Here is a 15,421-nt window from a genome sequence, read left to right on the forward strand (position 1 = left end):
CGACAAAACTTCTCAGGCGCCCAACACCTGCCGTAGGTGCGCGTTGCTGAAGGCCCGGTCGGGGTCGACCCGGTCGCGTACCGCGAGGAAGTCCTGGAACCTCGGGTAACGGCCGCTCAGCTCGGCGGCGTCCAGGTAATGCAGTTTTCCCCAGTGGGGGCGCCCCTCCAGCGGGAGCATGATCTCCTGCACCGCCCGGAAGTACTCCTCGTGCGGCGTGCGGTGGTACTGGTGCACCGCGACGTACGCGGAGTCGCGGCCGTGAGCGGTGGAGAGCCACAGGTCGTCGGCGGCCGACATCCGCACCTCGACCGGGAACGAGATCCGCCACCCGCGCCGCTCGATCAGCCGCCGGATCTCGGTGAGCGCCTCCCCGAGCGCCGCCCGCGGGATCGACCACTCGGACTCCCGGAACCGCACCCGCCGCTGGGTGCACAGCACGGTCGCGGACCGGTCGATGTACTCCCGCGCCCCGAGCGCCCGCGCCGACACCGCCGCGATCGGGCGGATCGCCGCCGGTGCGGCCCGGCCGAGCTCGCACGCCCAGGCGAAGACCGTGTTCGAGAGGAACTCGTCGTCCCACCAGGCGCGCCCGCGCGAGAGCGGTTTGCGCAGGGCGTCGCCCGGCAGGCGGTCGTTCTGCTTGTAGAGCGTTCCAGAGGTGTGCGGGAACCAGAAGAATTCGACGTGGTCGTGCTCGTCGACCCGCTCGTGCACGGTGGCGAGCATCTCGTCCAGCGGCACCGGCCGCTCGACCGCGTGCAGCAGGAATGCCGGCTCGCACTGCAGGGTGACCGCGGCGATCACGCCGATCGCGCCCAGGCCGAGCCGGGCGGCCTCGAACAGGTCGGGGTCGCGCTCGGCGTCGCAGTCGACGATCGACCCGTCGGCCAGTACCAGCGTCAGACCGCGGACCTGGGTCGACAGGCCGCCGAACCGGCCGCCGGTGCCGTGCGTCCCGGTGGAGATCGCGCCGGCGATCGACTGGGCGTCGATGTCGCCGAGGTTCGTCATGTTCAGCCCGTACGGCGCCAGGAGCCGGGGGATGTCACGTAGCCGCGTTCCGCCGCGCAGCGTCACCAGCCCGGTTTCCGCGTCCCCGCGGACGACACCGCCCAGCGCGTCCAGGCTGAGCTGGACGCCGTCGGTCGCGGCGATCGGGGTGAACGAGTGGGCCGCGCCGATCGGCTTGATCCGCAGGCCCCGTTCGCGCGCTTCGCGGACGGTCGCGGCCAGGTCGGCGACGCTGGCGGGGGTAGCCACCTCGGTCGGGGCCCAGTGCTCGTTGCCCGCCCAGTTGGTCGCGGGCGACAACACTGTCATCGGCAACTCCGGGGGTAGTAGGTGCGCTCGGTCTCGGGATGCTCAGAATGCCTTGCCCTCACCCCGGTAGGTGGGAACGACGTCCACCACCCGGTCGCCGTCGACCACGTGCAACACGTCGACGTGTTCGCAGAGCTCGCCGGCTTTGGCGTGGCGGAACCAGACCCGGTCGCCCAGCTTGAGGTAGGCGGTCGCCTCGCCCTGCAGGGGAGTTTGCACCTCACCGGCCATCTCGGTGGGCGAGAACGTCAGACCCGGTGGATAAACTGGAGTGGGTACGCGGTCGGGGCCGGGCTCACCGGACGCCACCCAGCCGCCACCGGCGACGGTCACCCAGCCCCGTGCCGGTCGGCGCACCACCTGGGTCGCGAACATCGCGGCCGGCCGGGGCGTGAACGCGCGGTAGGTGTCGAAGAGCGTCGGGCCGTAGAGCCCGGAGCCCGCCGCCACCTCGGTCACCGACGGGTCCGCCGCGGTCTTCTCGATGCTCCCGGTGCCGCCCGCGTTGACGAACCGCAGCGGAGGCCGGTTGACCTGCTCGAGCGTGCTCCGCACGGCCTCGACCATCTTCGCCCGACGTTCGAGCAGGTCGGCCCAGGAGCGACGCTGCATCCAGCGCACCGCGAGCGCGCGGAGGAACCGCCCGGGGTTGTCGCCGACGCCCGCGATCTGGGCTTCGTACGACATCAACCCCGTGATGCGGAAGCCTTTGCGCAGCGCCACCCGCCGCGCGAGCACTGCCGCATCGGCCGCTGTATGCACTGGAGACCGGCGTACACCGAGGTGGAAACGGCCGAGTTTGAGCGAGGCGTCGAGGTCGAGGCAGACCTGGAGTTCCGGCCGACGGCCCGGAGGGGCGATCTGATCGATGAGGTCCAGGTGGTCGACCGAGTCGATCATCAGCGTGACCCGCTCGACCAGCCGGGCCGAGCGGATGAGCTGGGCCAGCGCCGCGCGGTTCGCGGTCGGGTAGGCGACGACGACGTCGCTGAACGCGCTCGCGCCGTCGCCCTCGGCCAGCCAGAGCGCTTCGGGCAGAGCGTAGGCCAGCACCCCGGCGAACCCGTCGAGCGAGAGCGCCTCGATCAGCGCGGTACGGCAGCGCAGTGACTTGCTGGCGATCCGGATCGGGGTTCCGGCCGCGCGCCGGGTCAGCGCGACGGCGTTCGCGCGGAACGCGGTGCGGTCGAGGACGGCGAACGGGGGCTCGAGGTGAGCGGTGGCAGCTTCCAGCCGCGCGAAGATCGCCTCCGGCGTGGTGGAGCGCGGCGGGTCCGTTTCGCCGACCGGCTCCGGGGTATACGGAGCGTGATCGGCGCGGGCGGAAGACGCGACTCGGACTCCGGTTTCCGCCTCCTGCGGCGTGCCGAAATCGTGGCGCGCCGGGCGTCGACGACGCTGTGTTATCGGAGCAGACGTCCGATCCGGGGCCGGTTCGGCCGCCTCGACCGGCACCGTCGGCCGGTCGTCCGGGGCGTCCAGCGGGTCTGAAAAACCCTCCTGACCAGGCAATTCGCTAGGCGGGTCTCCGGGCCGTGCCATCCGGCGCCTCCAGTGCTCGTCCACGGGTCCGGATCGGGCCGGTGCACAGCCTAAGTCTGGCTGTGCCCCTCCGAAGCGACTTCTCAGTAGATACTCAGGGTGTGACCACAGTCCGACAGACGTCGCAGATCCCCGGAAAGCCGTCAAGGCCACTCGGAGCCCGCGCGGGGGCTCGGCCCGGGACAAGACGTGGGCCTGAGAGCGGTCCGGGACTTGACGTGACCAAGGAGACGGGGTCGGTGGCCCACGTGTGGCTCGCGGAGAGCGCGGGGTCGGAACCGCTGCGTCGGTTGCCCAGTCAGCAGCGCAGCCGTCAGCGGGTCGAGCGGATCCTCGACGCGGCCGGTGACCTGGTGGCCGAGCGCGGCTACGAGGCGACGACGACGAGCCTGATCGCCCGCCGGGCCCGGGTCTCGCCGGGGTCGTTCTACCAGTTCTTCGCGGACAAGCGAGCGGCCGTGAAGGCGCTCTCCGCCCGGAACCTCGCGGTGTTCGCGGAACGGCTGGACGAGGCGCTCGCCGACGACCGGTTCAAGCACTGGTGGGACACCGTCGACGTCGCGTTCGACGTCTACGTCGACCTGTGCCGTCACCACCCGGGGTTCCGCGCGGTGCGGTTCGGCGACATCGTCGACACCCACCTGCTCGACCCGACGCAGGACAACGACTCGGTCGTCTCCAGCCGGATCGCGAGCCTGCTGCACGCCCGGTTCGGGGTGCGGGACACCCCGCCGCTGCGGCTCGCGCTGCTGACGACCACGAAGGTGGCGGACGCGCTGATCAAGTTCGCGTTCAGCCGCTCGCCGGAGGGGGACGAGGAGGTGCTCCAGCAGGGGCGCCGGATGCTGCGCATCCACCTCGAGGGTTACGTGCAGGTGGGCGGCACCACCGAGAGCGCGCCGGGCACGACCCACCGGGCCTGACCGCCGCGCGCGGCGCCTCACCAGGAGGCGCCGCGCGGCGGATCAGCGGGACAGCTCCCGGGATTCGCCGACGGCCAGATCCCAGAGGTGCTCGCGGGGGCGCTCGGCCGCGGCCCAGGCCTGCTGGGCCTTCTCGCGGGGCTCGGTGAGCGGCTCACCGGTGAGCACGAACGTGCCCCAGTGCATCGTCGCCATCCGCGTCGCGCCCAGATCGCCGCACGCCCGCACGGCCTCCTCGGGATCCATGTGGACCGGCTGCATGAACCAGCGCGGGTGGTACGCCCCGATCGGCAGCATCGCCAGATCGATGCCCGGGTACCGCTCGCCGATCTCGGCGAACCAGTTGCCGTAGCCGGTGTCGCCGGCGAAGTAGATCCGGCGGCCGGCGTCCTCGGTGAGCACCCACCCGCCCCAGAGCGACTTGCAGGTATCGGTGAGCGAGCGCCGGCTCCAGTGGTGCGCGGGCACGAAATCGAACGTGACGCCGGCCAGCACCGTCGACTCCCACCAGTCGAACTCGGTGACCGCGGTGAACCCCCGCCGGGTGAACCACTCGCCGAGCGCGGCCGGGACGAGGACCGGGGTGTCGCGCGGCAGCCGGCGGATAGTGGGCGCGTCGAGATGGTCGTAGTGGTTGTGGCTGATCACCACCGCGTCGATCGGCGGCAGCTCGGACCAGGCCACCCCCGGTGGCGTCACCCGGCGGCTCACGCCCGGCATGGCGTCCGACCAGATCGGGTCGGTGAGCACCGTGAGGCCGCCGATCTGGACGACGAACGACGCGTGCCCGACCCACGTGACCACGACCTGATCCTGGCCGGTGGCCCGGACGAACCCGGATCGGTCGATCGGGATGCGGACGGCGTCGGTGCGGTCGACCCGGGGGCGGCCGCGGCGGAAGAGCTGGAACTGCTCCCGCGGCCCCGGCAGCGGGCTGGTGAGGCGGTCGGCGAAGGACTCGGGCCAGACCCGCTCGCCACGACGGCGGCGATCGGCGTTCAGGCGGGTGCGACGAGCTCGGGCCAGTCGATCGGCGTCCAGCATTGGGCCAACCCCTCTCCGCCAGCGCCCCGGAGGTGCTCCGGTGACGCGCGCCGGCGACGCTGTCGGCGCTGAGGATCCAGTACGTCCAGGCTAACCGTGGCGGGCGAGCCCACCGTGGTTGTCCACAGGCCCGCTGGGTATCGGATGACTCGTGTTCATCCCGGACCGGGCTCATCCACAGCGTCGGCCGGTACTGGTCAATCCTGACCCCTCAGGCCTTAAGGTCGCGGTCTGTGAACGTCGCTAGGGTTCTGCGCCGGATCGGCCTTTCTCTCCTCGTCGTCCTGGTCGTCGTGGCCAGTGTCGCCGGGGGCACCGTGTACTTCACGATCCGCGCGTCCCTGCCCGATTACACCGGCACCGTGCGGGTGCCGGGCCTCGACGCCGACGTCCAGGTGTACCGGGACGCCCAGGGCATCCCGCAGGTCTACGCGCAGAACGCCGACGACCTGTTCCGCGCGGAGGGCTACCTGCACGCCGTCGACCGGTTCTGGGAGATGGACTTCCGGCGGCACGTCACGTCCGGGCGGCTCGCCGAGCTGTTCGGCCCGTCGCAGGTCTCCACCGACAAGTACATCCGGACGATGGGCTGGCGGCGCGTCGCCGAGCAGGAGCTTCCGCTGCTGTCGGCGGAGAGCCGGCGCTGGCTGCAGGCCTACGCCGAGGGCGTCAACGCGTGGATCGGCGAGCACTCCGGCCGCTCGGCCGGCCTGGAGTACGCGGTGGTGGGGCTGCAGAACTCCGGCTACGAGATCGAACGCTGGACGCCTGTCGACAGCCTCTCCTGGCTCAAGGCGATGGCCTGGGACCTGCGCAGCAACATGGGCGACGAGCTCGAGCGCGCGCGGTTGCTCGCGTCCGGCCTCGACTGGGAGCAGATCAACGAGCTCTACCCCGCCTACCCGTACCGGTCGAACCCGCCGATCGTGACGTCCGGTGCGGTCGTCGACGGCACGTTCCAGCCGACGGCCGTCGTGCCGCAGGAGCGGGAGGGAGCGCCGCCCACCCGGCGCACGGCCGGCGGCGGTGGTGGCTCACCGGAGACCGGCGACGAGGCCGCCGTCCGGGCCGCGCTCCGCGGTCTCGGCGGCCGGCTCGACACGCTCGGCGCCGGCCTCGGGAGCCTGCCCCAGCTGCTGGGCACCGGCGAGGGCATCGGTTCGAACTCCTGGGTCGTCGGCGGGAGCAAGACCGCGACCGGCAAGCCGCTGCTGGCCAACGACCCCCACCTGGGCCCGGCGATGCCGTCGGTCTGGTACCAGGTCGGCCTGCACTGCACCACGGTCGGCGCGGCCTGCCCGTTCGACGTGTCCGGGTTCAGCTTCTCCGGGGTGCCCGGGGTCGTCATCGGGCACAACGCCCGGGTGGCGTGGGGCTTCACCAACCTCGGCCCCGACGTCACCGACCTGTTCCTGGAGCGTGTCCGCGGCAACACCTACGAGCGTGACGGCGAGCAGGTGCCGCTGGTGACCCGCACCGAGCGGATCAAGGTCGCCGGCGGGGACGACGTCACGCTCACGGTCCGTTCCACCGTCCACGGCCCGCTGTTGTCCGATCAGGATGAGGACCTGCGCGCGATCGGTGCGAAACCGGGCGTCGACGCCCAGGGCGTGCCCACCCAGGAGCCGCAGACCGCCGACCCGGCCTATGCGGTGGCGCTGAGCTGGACCGCGCTCCAACCGAGCCGCACCGCGGACGCGCTGTTCACCCTGAACCGCGTCGCGAACTTCACCGAGTTCCGCGCGGCCGCGAAGCTGTTCGCCGTCCCCGCGCAGAACATGGTCTACGCCGACGTCGACGGCAACATCGGCTACCAGGCGCCGGGCACGATCCCGATCCGCGGCAGCGGCGACGGCCTGTTCCCGGCGCCGGGTTGGAACCCCAGCTACGACTGGGTCGGCACGGTTCCGTTCGAGCAGCTGCCGTACACGTACAACCCGCCCGCCGGGTACATCGTCACCGCGAACCAGGCCCCGGTCCGGGAGGGCGCGGGCCCGGTGCTCGGCTACGACTGGGACACCGGGTACCGCAGCGCGCGCATCGACGCGCTGCTGCAGGCCAAGTCCGCGGCCGGCCCGGTCGACGCGGACGACATGAGCGCGATCCAGATGGATTCCTGGAGCGCGGCCGCCGCCGAGCTGGTGCCGGTGCTCACGAAGATCGGGGACGTTCCGGCGTCGGCACGCGCGGCCCGGGACCTGCTGGGCCGGTGGGACCTGCACCAGACCCAGAGCTCGGCCGGGGCGGCCTACTTCAACGCGGTCTGGCGGCACCTGCTGCGGCGCACGTTCGACGAGCTGCCGGACGACCTGACCCCCGACGGCGGCGGCCGCTGGTTCCTGGTGGTCAGCAACCTGCTCCGCGATCCCGACTCACCGTGGTGGGACGAGAAGGGCACGAGCGCGGTCGAGCAGCGCGACGACGTGCTCCGCGACGCCCTCACCGACGCCGCGGACGAACTGACCGGGCGGCTCGGCGACGACGTCTCCGAGTGGCGCTGGGGCGACCTGCACACGCTGACGATCCGCAACCAGTCGCTGGGTACGTCGGGCATCGGGGTGATCGAGGCGCTGTTCAACCGGGGCCCGTACCCGGTGGGCGGCGGGAGCAGCATCGTCGACGCGACCGGGTGGACGCCGGCCGAGGGATACGAGGTGTCCTGGGTGCCGTCGATGCGGATGGTCGTCGACTTGGCTGACCTGGATCGCTCACGCTGGGTGAACCTCACCGGCCAGTCCGGGCACGCGTTCTCCGACCACTACACCGACCAGGTTGAACTCTGGCGGAACGGTCGGACAACGCCGATGCGATGGGACCGGGAGGAGATCCGGCGCGGGGCGCGGTATGTCCAGAAGCTGACACCCTGACCGGGATTCGGGGGTGTCGCGGGCCGCGTAGGGTGGTTGCGCAGGGTTGAGTCGTGCCGGAGAAGGAGACTGACGAGCATGGCGTGGGACGACGAGCGTGAGGTCCCGATGATCGACGACACCGACATCGTCGTACTTCCCGATCAGACCACCGACGACACGGACAGCACCGACTGGCGTGCGGCCACGTCGGGCAAACTCCGTGACCTCGAGCTCATAGAAAACCGCCCACCCCACTGGGAGTGAGCGGTTCGCAGGACACGGCCTAGAGGCGGCGTCCGCCGCCGTTCTCGCGGAGCGCGTCCCGGATCTCGGTGAGGAGCACGATCTCCTCGCTCGGGGCCGCGGGCTCGGGCTCCTGGCCACGGCGGCGCAGCTCGTTGAGCCGGTTCATCGGGGCGACCACGACGAAGTACAGTGCCGCGGCGGTCAGGACGAAGATGATCATCGCGGTGATGAACGCGCCGTAGTCGAACTTCACGTCGTTGATCTCGAACGTGCCGCCGACCTTCTCGCCGCCGGTGATCAGCTGGATCAGCGGCTTCAGGAACGAGTTGCCGAACTGCGTGACCAGCCCGGTGAACGCGGCACCGATCACCACACCGACGGCCAGGTCGACCACGTTGCCGCGGCGGATGAAGTCGCGGAATCCCTTGAACATCGCGCAGTGTCCTCTTGCTCTCGAACGGAGGGGCCGGTTGCTCTATGCCTCGCCGGCGGCCGGCCGAAGCATCATCAAGGCGACCGCACTGTAACGGAGAGTCGGGCGCCCGGCCCGATCGCCGCCAGGACCGTGGCCTGCGCCGCCGAAGCCGCGAGGTAGAGGAGGCCGTCGGGTTCGCCGTCGTTGCCGACGCCGCAGAGGACGGCCAGGTCGGACGCGACGACGTCCGCGCGGCCGCCGTTCGAGTGCACGAGCACGTCGACGTGCTGCCCGGCCCGCAACACCGCGAGCACGGCCGGATCCGGGAGCCGCAGCGCGAAGCCGACCGTCCCCGGCGGAGGGCCGAAATCACCCGCACGGCACGCGGGGACCGCGCCCGCCTCCCGCGCGCCCGATCCGGTGTGACCCCCGGCCGAACGCGCGCCGCCCGGCCCCGCCGAACGCGCGCCGCCCGGCCCGGCGGAACCCGTGCTGTTCGGCCCCGCGCCGCCCGGCCCCGCCGAACTCGCGCCGCCCGGCCCCGCCGAACTCGCGCCGCCCGGCCCCGCCGAACTCGCGCCGCCCGGCCCCGCCGAACTCGCGCCGCCCGGCTCCGCCGAATCCGCGCCGCCCGGCCCTGTCGAATCCGCGCCGCCCGGCTCCGCCGAATCCGCGCCGCTCGGCCCTGTCGAATCCGCGCCGCCCGGCCCTGTCGAGCTCTCGCCGTTCGAACCTGCTGAGCTCGCGTCGCCCGGGGCCGTCGGCCGGCCAGCGTCCGGTTCCGTCGAGTGCTGAGCACCCGCTGACGTCGAACTATCGCCTTGACCGGCGTCGGCCCGAGGAAGCAGCAGGATCGCGCCTGCGGCCACCACCAGCGTGACTACGCACGCCGCGCGCACCCACCCGCGCCGGCCGCCGCGCGGCAGCCAGACCCGGGGCGCGTCCAACCGCTCCGCCCGCCCCATCGCACCCCCCGCCGCATCGCACCCCGCCGCATCGAACCTCCCGCGCCGACGGTAGGCACCCGACACGGGCGCAGCCACGCCCGACGAGCGGCCTGTGGACGAACCGCACCCCGGTGGAAAAACGAAACAGCCGGCCCCCACCTGCTAGGGGACCGGCTGGTAACCGCAGAAAAGCTAGACCGCAGCCTTCGACGACGAGGAACTGCTGCTGCCCGACGAAGAGGACGTCGAGCCCGACGACGAGCTCGAACCCGACGAACCCGACGAACCCGAGCTGTCCGACTTCGTCGAGGAAGACGACGAGGAGTCGGAGGACGAGGTGCTCTTCGCCGGCTCCGAGCTGGTCGAACCCGACCGCGAGTCGGTGCGGTAGAAGCCCGAGCCCTTGAACACCACGCCCACGGACGAGAACAGCTTCCGCAGCTCGCCCTGGCACTCCGGGCACACGCTCAGCGGAGCGTCGGAGAACGACTGAACCGCGTCGAGTCGGTGGCCGCAGGCCGTGCACTTGTATTGGTAGGTCGGCACGGCCGCCTCCTCCGATGGAACCTGATTGGCACTCAGATCGAACGAGTGCTAAGTGTGCGGTATTCCGCGCCTTCGCGCCAGCGGGTCAGGATTGTCGATCTGCTCACACCGGGTTAATCACGGCCCAATCGCACCCAGCCGCCGCTCGGGGTGATCACGTCGGTGACACGTCGGTCGTGCTCCTCGGTGGGCACCGAGTCGAACAGCTCGTCGTCGTGGACGAGCGCGACCAGCGGGGTCTCCGGCGCCACCCGGGCCAGCGCACGGTCGTAGTAGCCGGCGCCGCGGCCGAGGCGCGACCCGTCCCGGCCCACCGCCAGCGCCGGCACCACGACGAGGTCGACCGAAAGCACCGCGTCGACGCCGAGCGCCGTCGCGGGATCGGGCTCCCACAGGCCCAGCGGGCCGCGCACCAGCGACTCGTGGTTCTCGTAGGCGGCCCAGTCGAGGTCGCGATCGGCGCGTACCAGCGGGAGCAGCACCCCGATGCCCGCTTCACGCAGCGCGTCGGGCAACCCCACCCGCGGTGCGCCGGACAGCAGCGGCGGCCCCGGAACGACCCCCGGTTCGGAGCCGATCGGCGCGTACGCCGCGACCGACCACCCCCCGCGCTCGTTGAGACCCGCGAGGAGGTGCGCCACCAGGCGGCGGCTCTCGGCCGCTATCCGCGCCGGAGGGAGGTCGGCGAGGCGTCGCGCACGGGCTGCCCGGCAGCGCGCACGCAGCTCCGCTTTCGCCGCGTGAGCGGGCGCGCTCATCGATGCTCCTTCTCCTCGTTCGGGAGGTATCCATGACCCTACGCAGGCGACTCGCCGCGGTCCTGTTGTCGGTGGTGCTGGGGCCGTTGCTGCTCGGTGCGCTGGCGGTCGGGATCACCGCGACCCGGTTGGCCGAGGAACGCGCCACCGAGCGGCTGAGCGCCGCCGCGACCGTCGTCAGCACGGCCGTGAACACGGTCTGCCAGCGTGCCCGGTCGGCGGCGGAGGGGTTGGCGGACGCGACCGCGCAGGGCCGGCGGCCGGCGGCCGCGACGAGCTTCCTGGTGACCCGCGGGCTGGCCGAGTCGGCGCGGATCGAGAACATCGCGGGCACCGCGCTCGGCGTCGCCGGTGACGTGTCGGTGCCGGTCACGCGGTGGGGTGACTGCACGAAGGGAACGCCGCCGGGCAACGACGCGCGGGCGGTGATCGCCGCGGTGGTCGAACTCCACCGCGCCGACGGCTCGCTCGCCGGCCGGGCCCGCGCCGCGTTCACGGTCACCGCGGCCGACCTCGACGCGCTCGTCTCGGTACCCGGCGTCGAGGTCACCGCCGTGACCGGAGCTCTACCCGGGGTCGCGAAGAACGCTTCGCCCGGGGCCGCGAAGAACGCTTCGCCCGGCGTCGGGAAGAAGTCGGAAACCGACGTGCGGTCGGCCACCCTCCGGATGCGGGTGCTCGAACCGGTACCCGGCCGTCCCGTGCGCACGGTGCTGCGCACGCCGGCGCCGGACGCGACCGCGCTCTACGGGGCGCTCTCCGTGGTCGTGCTGACCGCCGCCGGTGCGGCGCTGTTCGCCGCGAACTCGCTGGCCAAGGCGTTGACGACGCCGCTCGCGGAGGTCGCGGCCGCCGCGGCGCTCGTCGCCGAGGGTGATCTGGCGGCCCGCGCCCCGGTGCGGGTACTCGACGAGGTCGGGCAGCTGGCCGCGACCTTCAACCGGATGACGCGCAGCCTGCAGGCCTACGTGGCCGCGCTGACCGCCGGGCGCGACCAGCTGCGCGGGACGCTCGCGCTGCTCGGCGACACGATGTCGAGCACGAACGACGTCGACCGGATCCTCGACGTCGTGCTGGAGAGCGTGGTGGCGACGACCGCGGCCGAGAGCGGCGTCGTGCTGCTGGCCGAGGAGCGTGACCTGGTCGGGCGACGGTCGCTGGGGCGGCCGCACGACGTCCGGGTCGCGATCGGGGAGGGGCTGCTCGGTGGCGTCGCGGCGACGGGCGAAGCCCGCCACGGCCGGGAGAACTGCCGGACGTTCATCGCGGTGCCGATCGTCGGCCCGCCGCACCCGCCTGCGCTTCCGGAGGGGCGCCTGCTCGGCGTGCTGGCGCTCCACGACCGGCTCGGCGGGGACGACTTCGACGACGGCGACCTGCTCACCGTCCGCTCGTTCGCCGGCCAGGTGGCGGTCGCGCTGGAGAACGCGCTCCTGCACCGCGCCACCGACCCGATCCGACCGCACCGGGCGCTCCGCGCGGTGAGCCGCGCCCTCCGCGCACAACCCACCGGTTAACGCCGGCCGACACCTGTGGGCGACGAAGACGCGCCCGAGTTTGTTGGCTAGTCTCCCGACATGGTCGAGACTTCCGCCGCAAAGCCCCGTACCACGCGCAAGGCCGTCATTCCGGCCGCCGGGCTGGGAACCCGATTCCTACCGGCCACCAAGGCCGTTCCGAAGGAGCTGCTGCCGGTCGTCGACAAACCGGCGCTGGAGTACATCGTCGAGGAGTCGGCCGCAGCCGGCCTCGACGACGTCCTGCTCGTCACCGGTCGCGGCAAGAGCGCGATGGTCGACCACTTCGACCGGCGCCCCGATCTGGAGAAGTCGCTCGAGGAGAAGGGAAAGACGGCGGAGCTCAACGCGGTCCGCCGGTCGTCCGAGATCGCTTCGATCAACACGTGCCGCCAGGGCGAGCCGAAGGGCCTCGGCCACGCCGTGCTCTGCGCCGCGTCGCACGTCGGCGACGAGCCGTTCGCGGTGATGCTCGGCGACGACCTGATCGACGCGCGCGACCCGATCCTGCCGACCATGCTCGAGGTCCAGGAGGAGCACGGCGGCATCGTGCTGGCCCTGCTCGAGGTGCCGCGCGAGCACATCAAGCGCTACGGCATCGTGGCGGTGGAGAACACGGGGCGCACCGGTGAGGGGCACCTCGGCGACATCGTCCGCGTCACCGACATGGTCGAGAAGCCCGATCCGGACGACGCCCCCAGCAACCTGGCGATCATCGGCCGCTACGTGCTGCCGGCGGAGATCTTCGAGGCGATCCGCAACACGAAGCCGGGCGCCGGGGGCGAGATCCAGCTCACCGACGCGATGGCCGACCTGCTGAAGGCCGGCACGCCGGTGCACGGCGTCGTGTTCAAGGGCCGTCGCTACGACACCGGCGCGAAGATCGACTACCTGAAGGCCACCGTGCTGCTCGGCGTCGACCACGAGGAGCTCGGCTCGGAGTTCCGCGAGTGGCTCACCGACTATGTGAAGACGTCTCTGGCGTGATCATCTCGGGGGGGATGAGCACGGATCTGCTGGGGATGGGGACCCAGCATTTCCTGGATACGGCGCTGGCCGATCTGCAGCCGCTCCGGCCGTTGCCGATGGCGTTGCTGGAATCGCTCGGCGTGCTGCTGGCCGAGGACGTCGTCGCGCCGGGACCGGTCCCGGCGTTCGACGTCGCCGCGGTGGACGGCTACGCCGTCCGGGCCCACGACACGTTGGGCGACGCGCAGTGGTCCGGTGATCCGTCCCAACACCACGGCGACGTCAGGCTGGCCGTCATCGGGGACCTGACCGCCGCCTCCTGGGAGCCGGCCACGGTGTCGGCCGGTGCCAGTTACACCGTCACGGTCGGAACGCCGTTGCCGGTCGGTGCCGATGCGGTCGTGGCCGGAGAGGTCACCGACGGCGGCCTCGCCCGGGTCCGGATCGGTCGTGTTCCGCAGCCGGGGGACGGCATCCGGCGGCGCGGCAGCACGGTCGCGGCCGGTGCGGTGCTCGCACCGGCGCGCTCCCGGGTCACCGCGGCGACGATCGCGTTGCTGGCCTCGGCCGGGGTCGAGTCGGTGCTGGTGTCGCCGCCGCCGCGCGTGCTGGTGGCGGCCACCGGCGACGAGCTGGTGGATTCGTCGCGGCCGGGGTACAGCACGTCGGCTCCGGGCCGGATCGTCGACGTGGACTCGCTCGGTGTGGCCGCGGCGGCCCGCGAGGCCGGAGCCCACGCCCACCGGGTCGGCATCGTGCCCGACGAGGACGAGGCGCTGCGCCGGCTCGTGGAGGACCACGCGCACCGGGCGGACCTGCTCGTCACGACCGGGGGCACCGGCGCGGGTCACACCGACGTCCTGCGGCGGTTGTTCGGGCTCGACGACGTCGTCCATTTCGAGACGCTGCCGCTGGAGCCTTCGCTCGTGATCGGGTACGGGCGGGTGGGGCCGTCGCGGATGCCGGTGCTGTGCCTGCCGGGCGACCCGGCGGGAGCGCTGCTCGGGTTCGAGCTCGTGTTGCGTCCGATGTTGCGGCGGTTGGCGGGTGCTTCGTCGTTGTTCCGCCCGGCGATGCTGGCCGAGCTCACGTCGCCGATCCGGACGATGCCGGGTGTTCGGGAGTTCCGCCCGGCCCGGGTCGTCCGGTCGGGGGAGGGCGGGTACCTGGCGTCGCCGCTCGCCGGGGGTGAGGCATTTCTCACCGGCTACGCGTCGGCGAACGCGTTGCTGGCGGTTCCGGAGGCGGCGGGCGACGTCGCGACCGGAACCGACGTGCCGGCTTTCCTCCTCGACGGTGTGCCGGAGTGAAATCGGTCCGACGGATCCGTTGACCGCCCGTGCGCGTTGGCGCCGGAGGTGTCTAAGCTTCCGGCACCAGTTACCGCCGCGAGGACGCCGATGACCGCACTGCCCGGCTGGCCGGCCACCCTGGCGGAGGGCCCGGTCGGCCTCCGCCCCCACCGGATTCGTGATGCCCGCGCCTGGTCCGAGGTCAGATTGGCGAACGAGGAGTGGCTGGCGCGCTGGGAGCCCACCTCGATGCGTCCGTGGGCCGACCGGCACCGCACGAGCGACTACTACGAGCTGTACCGCTCGCTGCGACGCGGGGTGCGGCTGGGGCAGATCATGCCGTTCGTCGTCACGTACGAGGATCAGTTCGTCGGACAGCTGACGCTCGGGAACATCGTGCGGGGTGCGTTCTGTTCGGCGTACGCCGGTTACTGGGTCGACAACCGGGTCGCGGGGCGCGGTGTCATCCCGACCGCTCTGGCGATGGCGGTCGACTTCTCGTTCGCGCACGCCGCCCTGCACCGCATCGAGGTCAACATCCGGCCGGAGAACACGTCGAGCCGGCGTGTCGTCGAGAAACTGGGCTTCCGTCAGGAAGGCTTCCACCCACGCTATCTGCACATCGACGGCGGCTGGCGCGACCACGTCGGGTACGCGTTGACCGTCGAGGACGTGGCCCCGGCCGGGTTGCTGGCGCGGTGGCGTACGGCGCGGACCGGTTCGTCGTCGGACCCGGCCGCGCGCTGAGCCGGCGGTTGGGCGCTGAGTTGCGGTGGGGCAGCTGGGGCTGCCCTGATTGCCCGGGCGGGAGGGACAAATGTCCCGGCCGGCGAGCTGAATTCTCGATGGTGACCTCCTCTTTTAAGCGGTTCGGTTGAGGGCGTGAGCGTGATCTTCCTGAGGTCAGGAAGCAGACACGCCCATTGAGTTCCGCAATGTCCTGGACTACCCCTCGTAGCCTCGAACTACGAACGTGTAATTCACCCGGAACCGGGGGAGGGAGGGTCTATGCCGTCGTCTGTCCTGCTTGCGTTGGTCGTTGCCGCTGGG

General features: G+C 72.0%; 15 protein-coding genes. 8 read left to right on the top strand and 7 right to left on the bottom strand.

The window, feature by feature from the left end; translation table 11 throughout:
* Positions 1-12: 12 nt before the first annotated feature.
* A complete protein-coding gene (locus CRYAR_RS04560; RefSeq protein WP_035848657.1) occupies positions 13-1,323 on the bottom strand; it encodes a D-arabinono-1,4-lactone oxidase in 1,311 nt (436 codons plus the stop codon).
* A 42-nt stretch (positions 1,324-1,365) separates the two neighbouring features.
* Positions 1,366-2,865, bottom strand: a complete 1,500-nt coding sequence (locus CRYAR_RS04565) for an alanine racemase (protein ID WP_084700061.1) — start codon at positions 2,863-2,865, stop codon at positions 1,366-1,368.
* A gap of 218 nt (positions 2,866-3,083) precedes the next feature.
* Here CRYAR_RS04565 and CRYAR_RS04570 point away from each other — a divergent pair, with 218 nt between their 5' ends.
* Positions 3,084-3,788, top strand: coding sequence for a TetR/AcrR family transcriptional regulator (locus CRYAR_RS04570; protein WP_211247265.1), 705 nt, complete (start codon positions 3,084-3,086; stop codon positions 3,786-3,788).
* A gap of 42 nt (positions 3,789-3,830) precedes the next feature.
* Here the strand turns inward: CRYAR_RS04570 and CRYAR_RS04575 are convergent, their stop codons facing one another.
* A complete protein-coding gene (locus CRYAR_RS04575) occupies positions 3,831-4,832 on the bottom strand; it encodes an MBL fold metallo-hydrolase (RefSeq protein ID WP_084700063.1) in 1,002 nt (333 codons plus the stop codon).
* Between the two features lie 233 nt (positions 4,833-5,065).
* Between CRYAR_RS04575 and CRYAR_RS04580 the strand changes: the two genes are divergently transcribed.
* Both CRYAR_RS04580 and CRYAR_RS47925 read left to right on the top strand, forming a co-directional pair.
* Complete coding sequence (locus CRYAR_RS04580; protein ID WP_035848659.1) at positions 5,066-7,699, top strand: penicillin acylase family protein; 2,634 nt, start codon at positions 5,066-5,068, stop codon at positions 7,697-7,699.
* 78 nt (positions 7,700-7,777) lie between these two features.
* The gene (locus CRYAR_RS47925) at positions 7,778-7,945 is read left to right on the top strand and encodes a hypothetical protein (protein WP_169744991.1); all 168 of its coding nucleotides are present in this window, start codon (positions 7,778-7,780) and stop codon (positions 7,943-7,945) included.
* Positions 7,946-7,964: 19 nt separating this feature from the next.
* Here CRYAR_RS47925 and mscL read toward each other — a convergent pair whose 3' ends face one another.
* A complete protein-coding gene (gene mscL / locus CRYAR_RS04585; protein WP_035848660.1) occupies positions 7,965-8,360 on the bottom strand; it encodes a large conductance mechanosensitive channel protein MscL in 396 nt (131 codons plus the stop codon).
* A 74-nt stretch (positions 8,361-8,434) separates the two neighbouring features.
* Positions 8,435-8,656 (bottom strand): hypothetical protein, encoded by a 222-nt coding sequence (locus CRYAR_RS47930; protein WP_035848661.1) that lies wholly within the window; start codon positions 8,654-8,656, stop codon positions 8,435-8,437.
* 175 nt (positions 8,657-8,831) lie between these two features.
* Here CRYAR_RS47930 and CRYAR_RS47935 point away from each other — a divergent pair, with 175 nt between their 5' ends.
* Entirely contained in the window at positions 8,832-9,137 is a 306-nt protein-coding gene (locus CRYAR_RS47935) for a hypothetical protein (protein WP_051569738.1), read from the top strand.
* Between the two features lie 344 nt (positions 9,138-9,481).
* On the opposite strand, the gene CRYAR_RS04600 is transcribed toward CRYAR_RS47935, so the two are convergent.
* Together CRYAR_RS04600 and CRYAR_RS04605 are read right to left on the bottom strand one after the other, a co-directional pair.
* The gene (locus CRYAR_RS04600) at positions 9,482-9,835 is read right to left on the bottom strand and encodes an FmdB family zinc ribbon protein (RefSeq protein WP_035848662.1); all 354 of its coding nucleotides are present in this window, start codon (positions 9,833-9,835) and stop codon (positions 9,482-9,484) included.
* 113 nt (positions 9,836-9,948) lie between these two features.
* Entirely contained in the window at positions 9,949-10,593 is a 645-nt protein-coding gene (locus tag CRYAR_RS04605; protein WP_035848664.1) for a 5-formyltetrahydrofolate cyclo-ligase, read from the bottom strand.
* Between the two features lie 32 nt (positions 10,594-10,625).
* Here CRYAR_RS04605 and CRYAR_RS04610 point away from each other — a divergent pair, with 32 nt between their 5' ends.
* The 4 genes from CRYAR_RS04610 (at position 10,626) to CRYAR_RS04625 (ending at position 15,118) form a co-directional block, all read left to right on the top strand.
* The gene (locus CRYAR_RS04610; protein ID WP_051569739.1) at positions 10,626-12,110 is read left to right on the top strand and encodes a HAMP domain-containing protein; all 1,485 of its coding nucleotides are present in this window, start codon (positions 10,626-10,628) and stop codon (positions 12,108-12,110) included.
* Positions 12,111-12,170: 60 nt separating this feature from the next.
* A complete protein-coding gene (galU, locus tag CRYAR_RS04615; protein WP_035848665.1) occupies positions 12,171-13,097 on the top strand; it encodes a UTP--glucose-1-phosphate uridylyltransferase GalU in 927 nt (308 codons plus the stop codon).
* Positions 13,098-13,111: 14 nt separating this feature from the next.
* Entirely contained in the window at positions 13,112-14,389 is a 1,278-nt protein-coding gene (locus tag CRYAR_RS04620; protein WP_063725866.1) for a molybdopterin molybdotransferase MoeA, read from the top strand.
* A gap of 90 nt (positions 14,390-14,479) precedes the next feature.
* On the top strand, positions 14,480-15,118 hold the full coding sequence (locus CRYAR_RS04625; protein WP_035848666.1) for a GNAT family N-acetyltransferase: 639 nt from the start codon (positions 14,480-14,482) through the stop codon (positions 15,116-15,118).
* Positions 15,119-15,421: the final 303 nt, after the last annotated feature.

The organism is Cryptosporangium arvum DSM 44712 (genome assembly GCF_000585375.1).
GTDB classification, from domain to species: Bacteria; Actinomycetota; Actinomycetes; order Mycobacteriales; family Cryptosporangiaceae; genus Cryptosporangium; species Cryptosporangium arvum.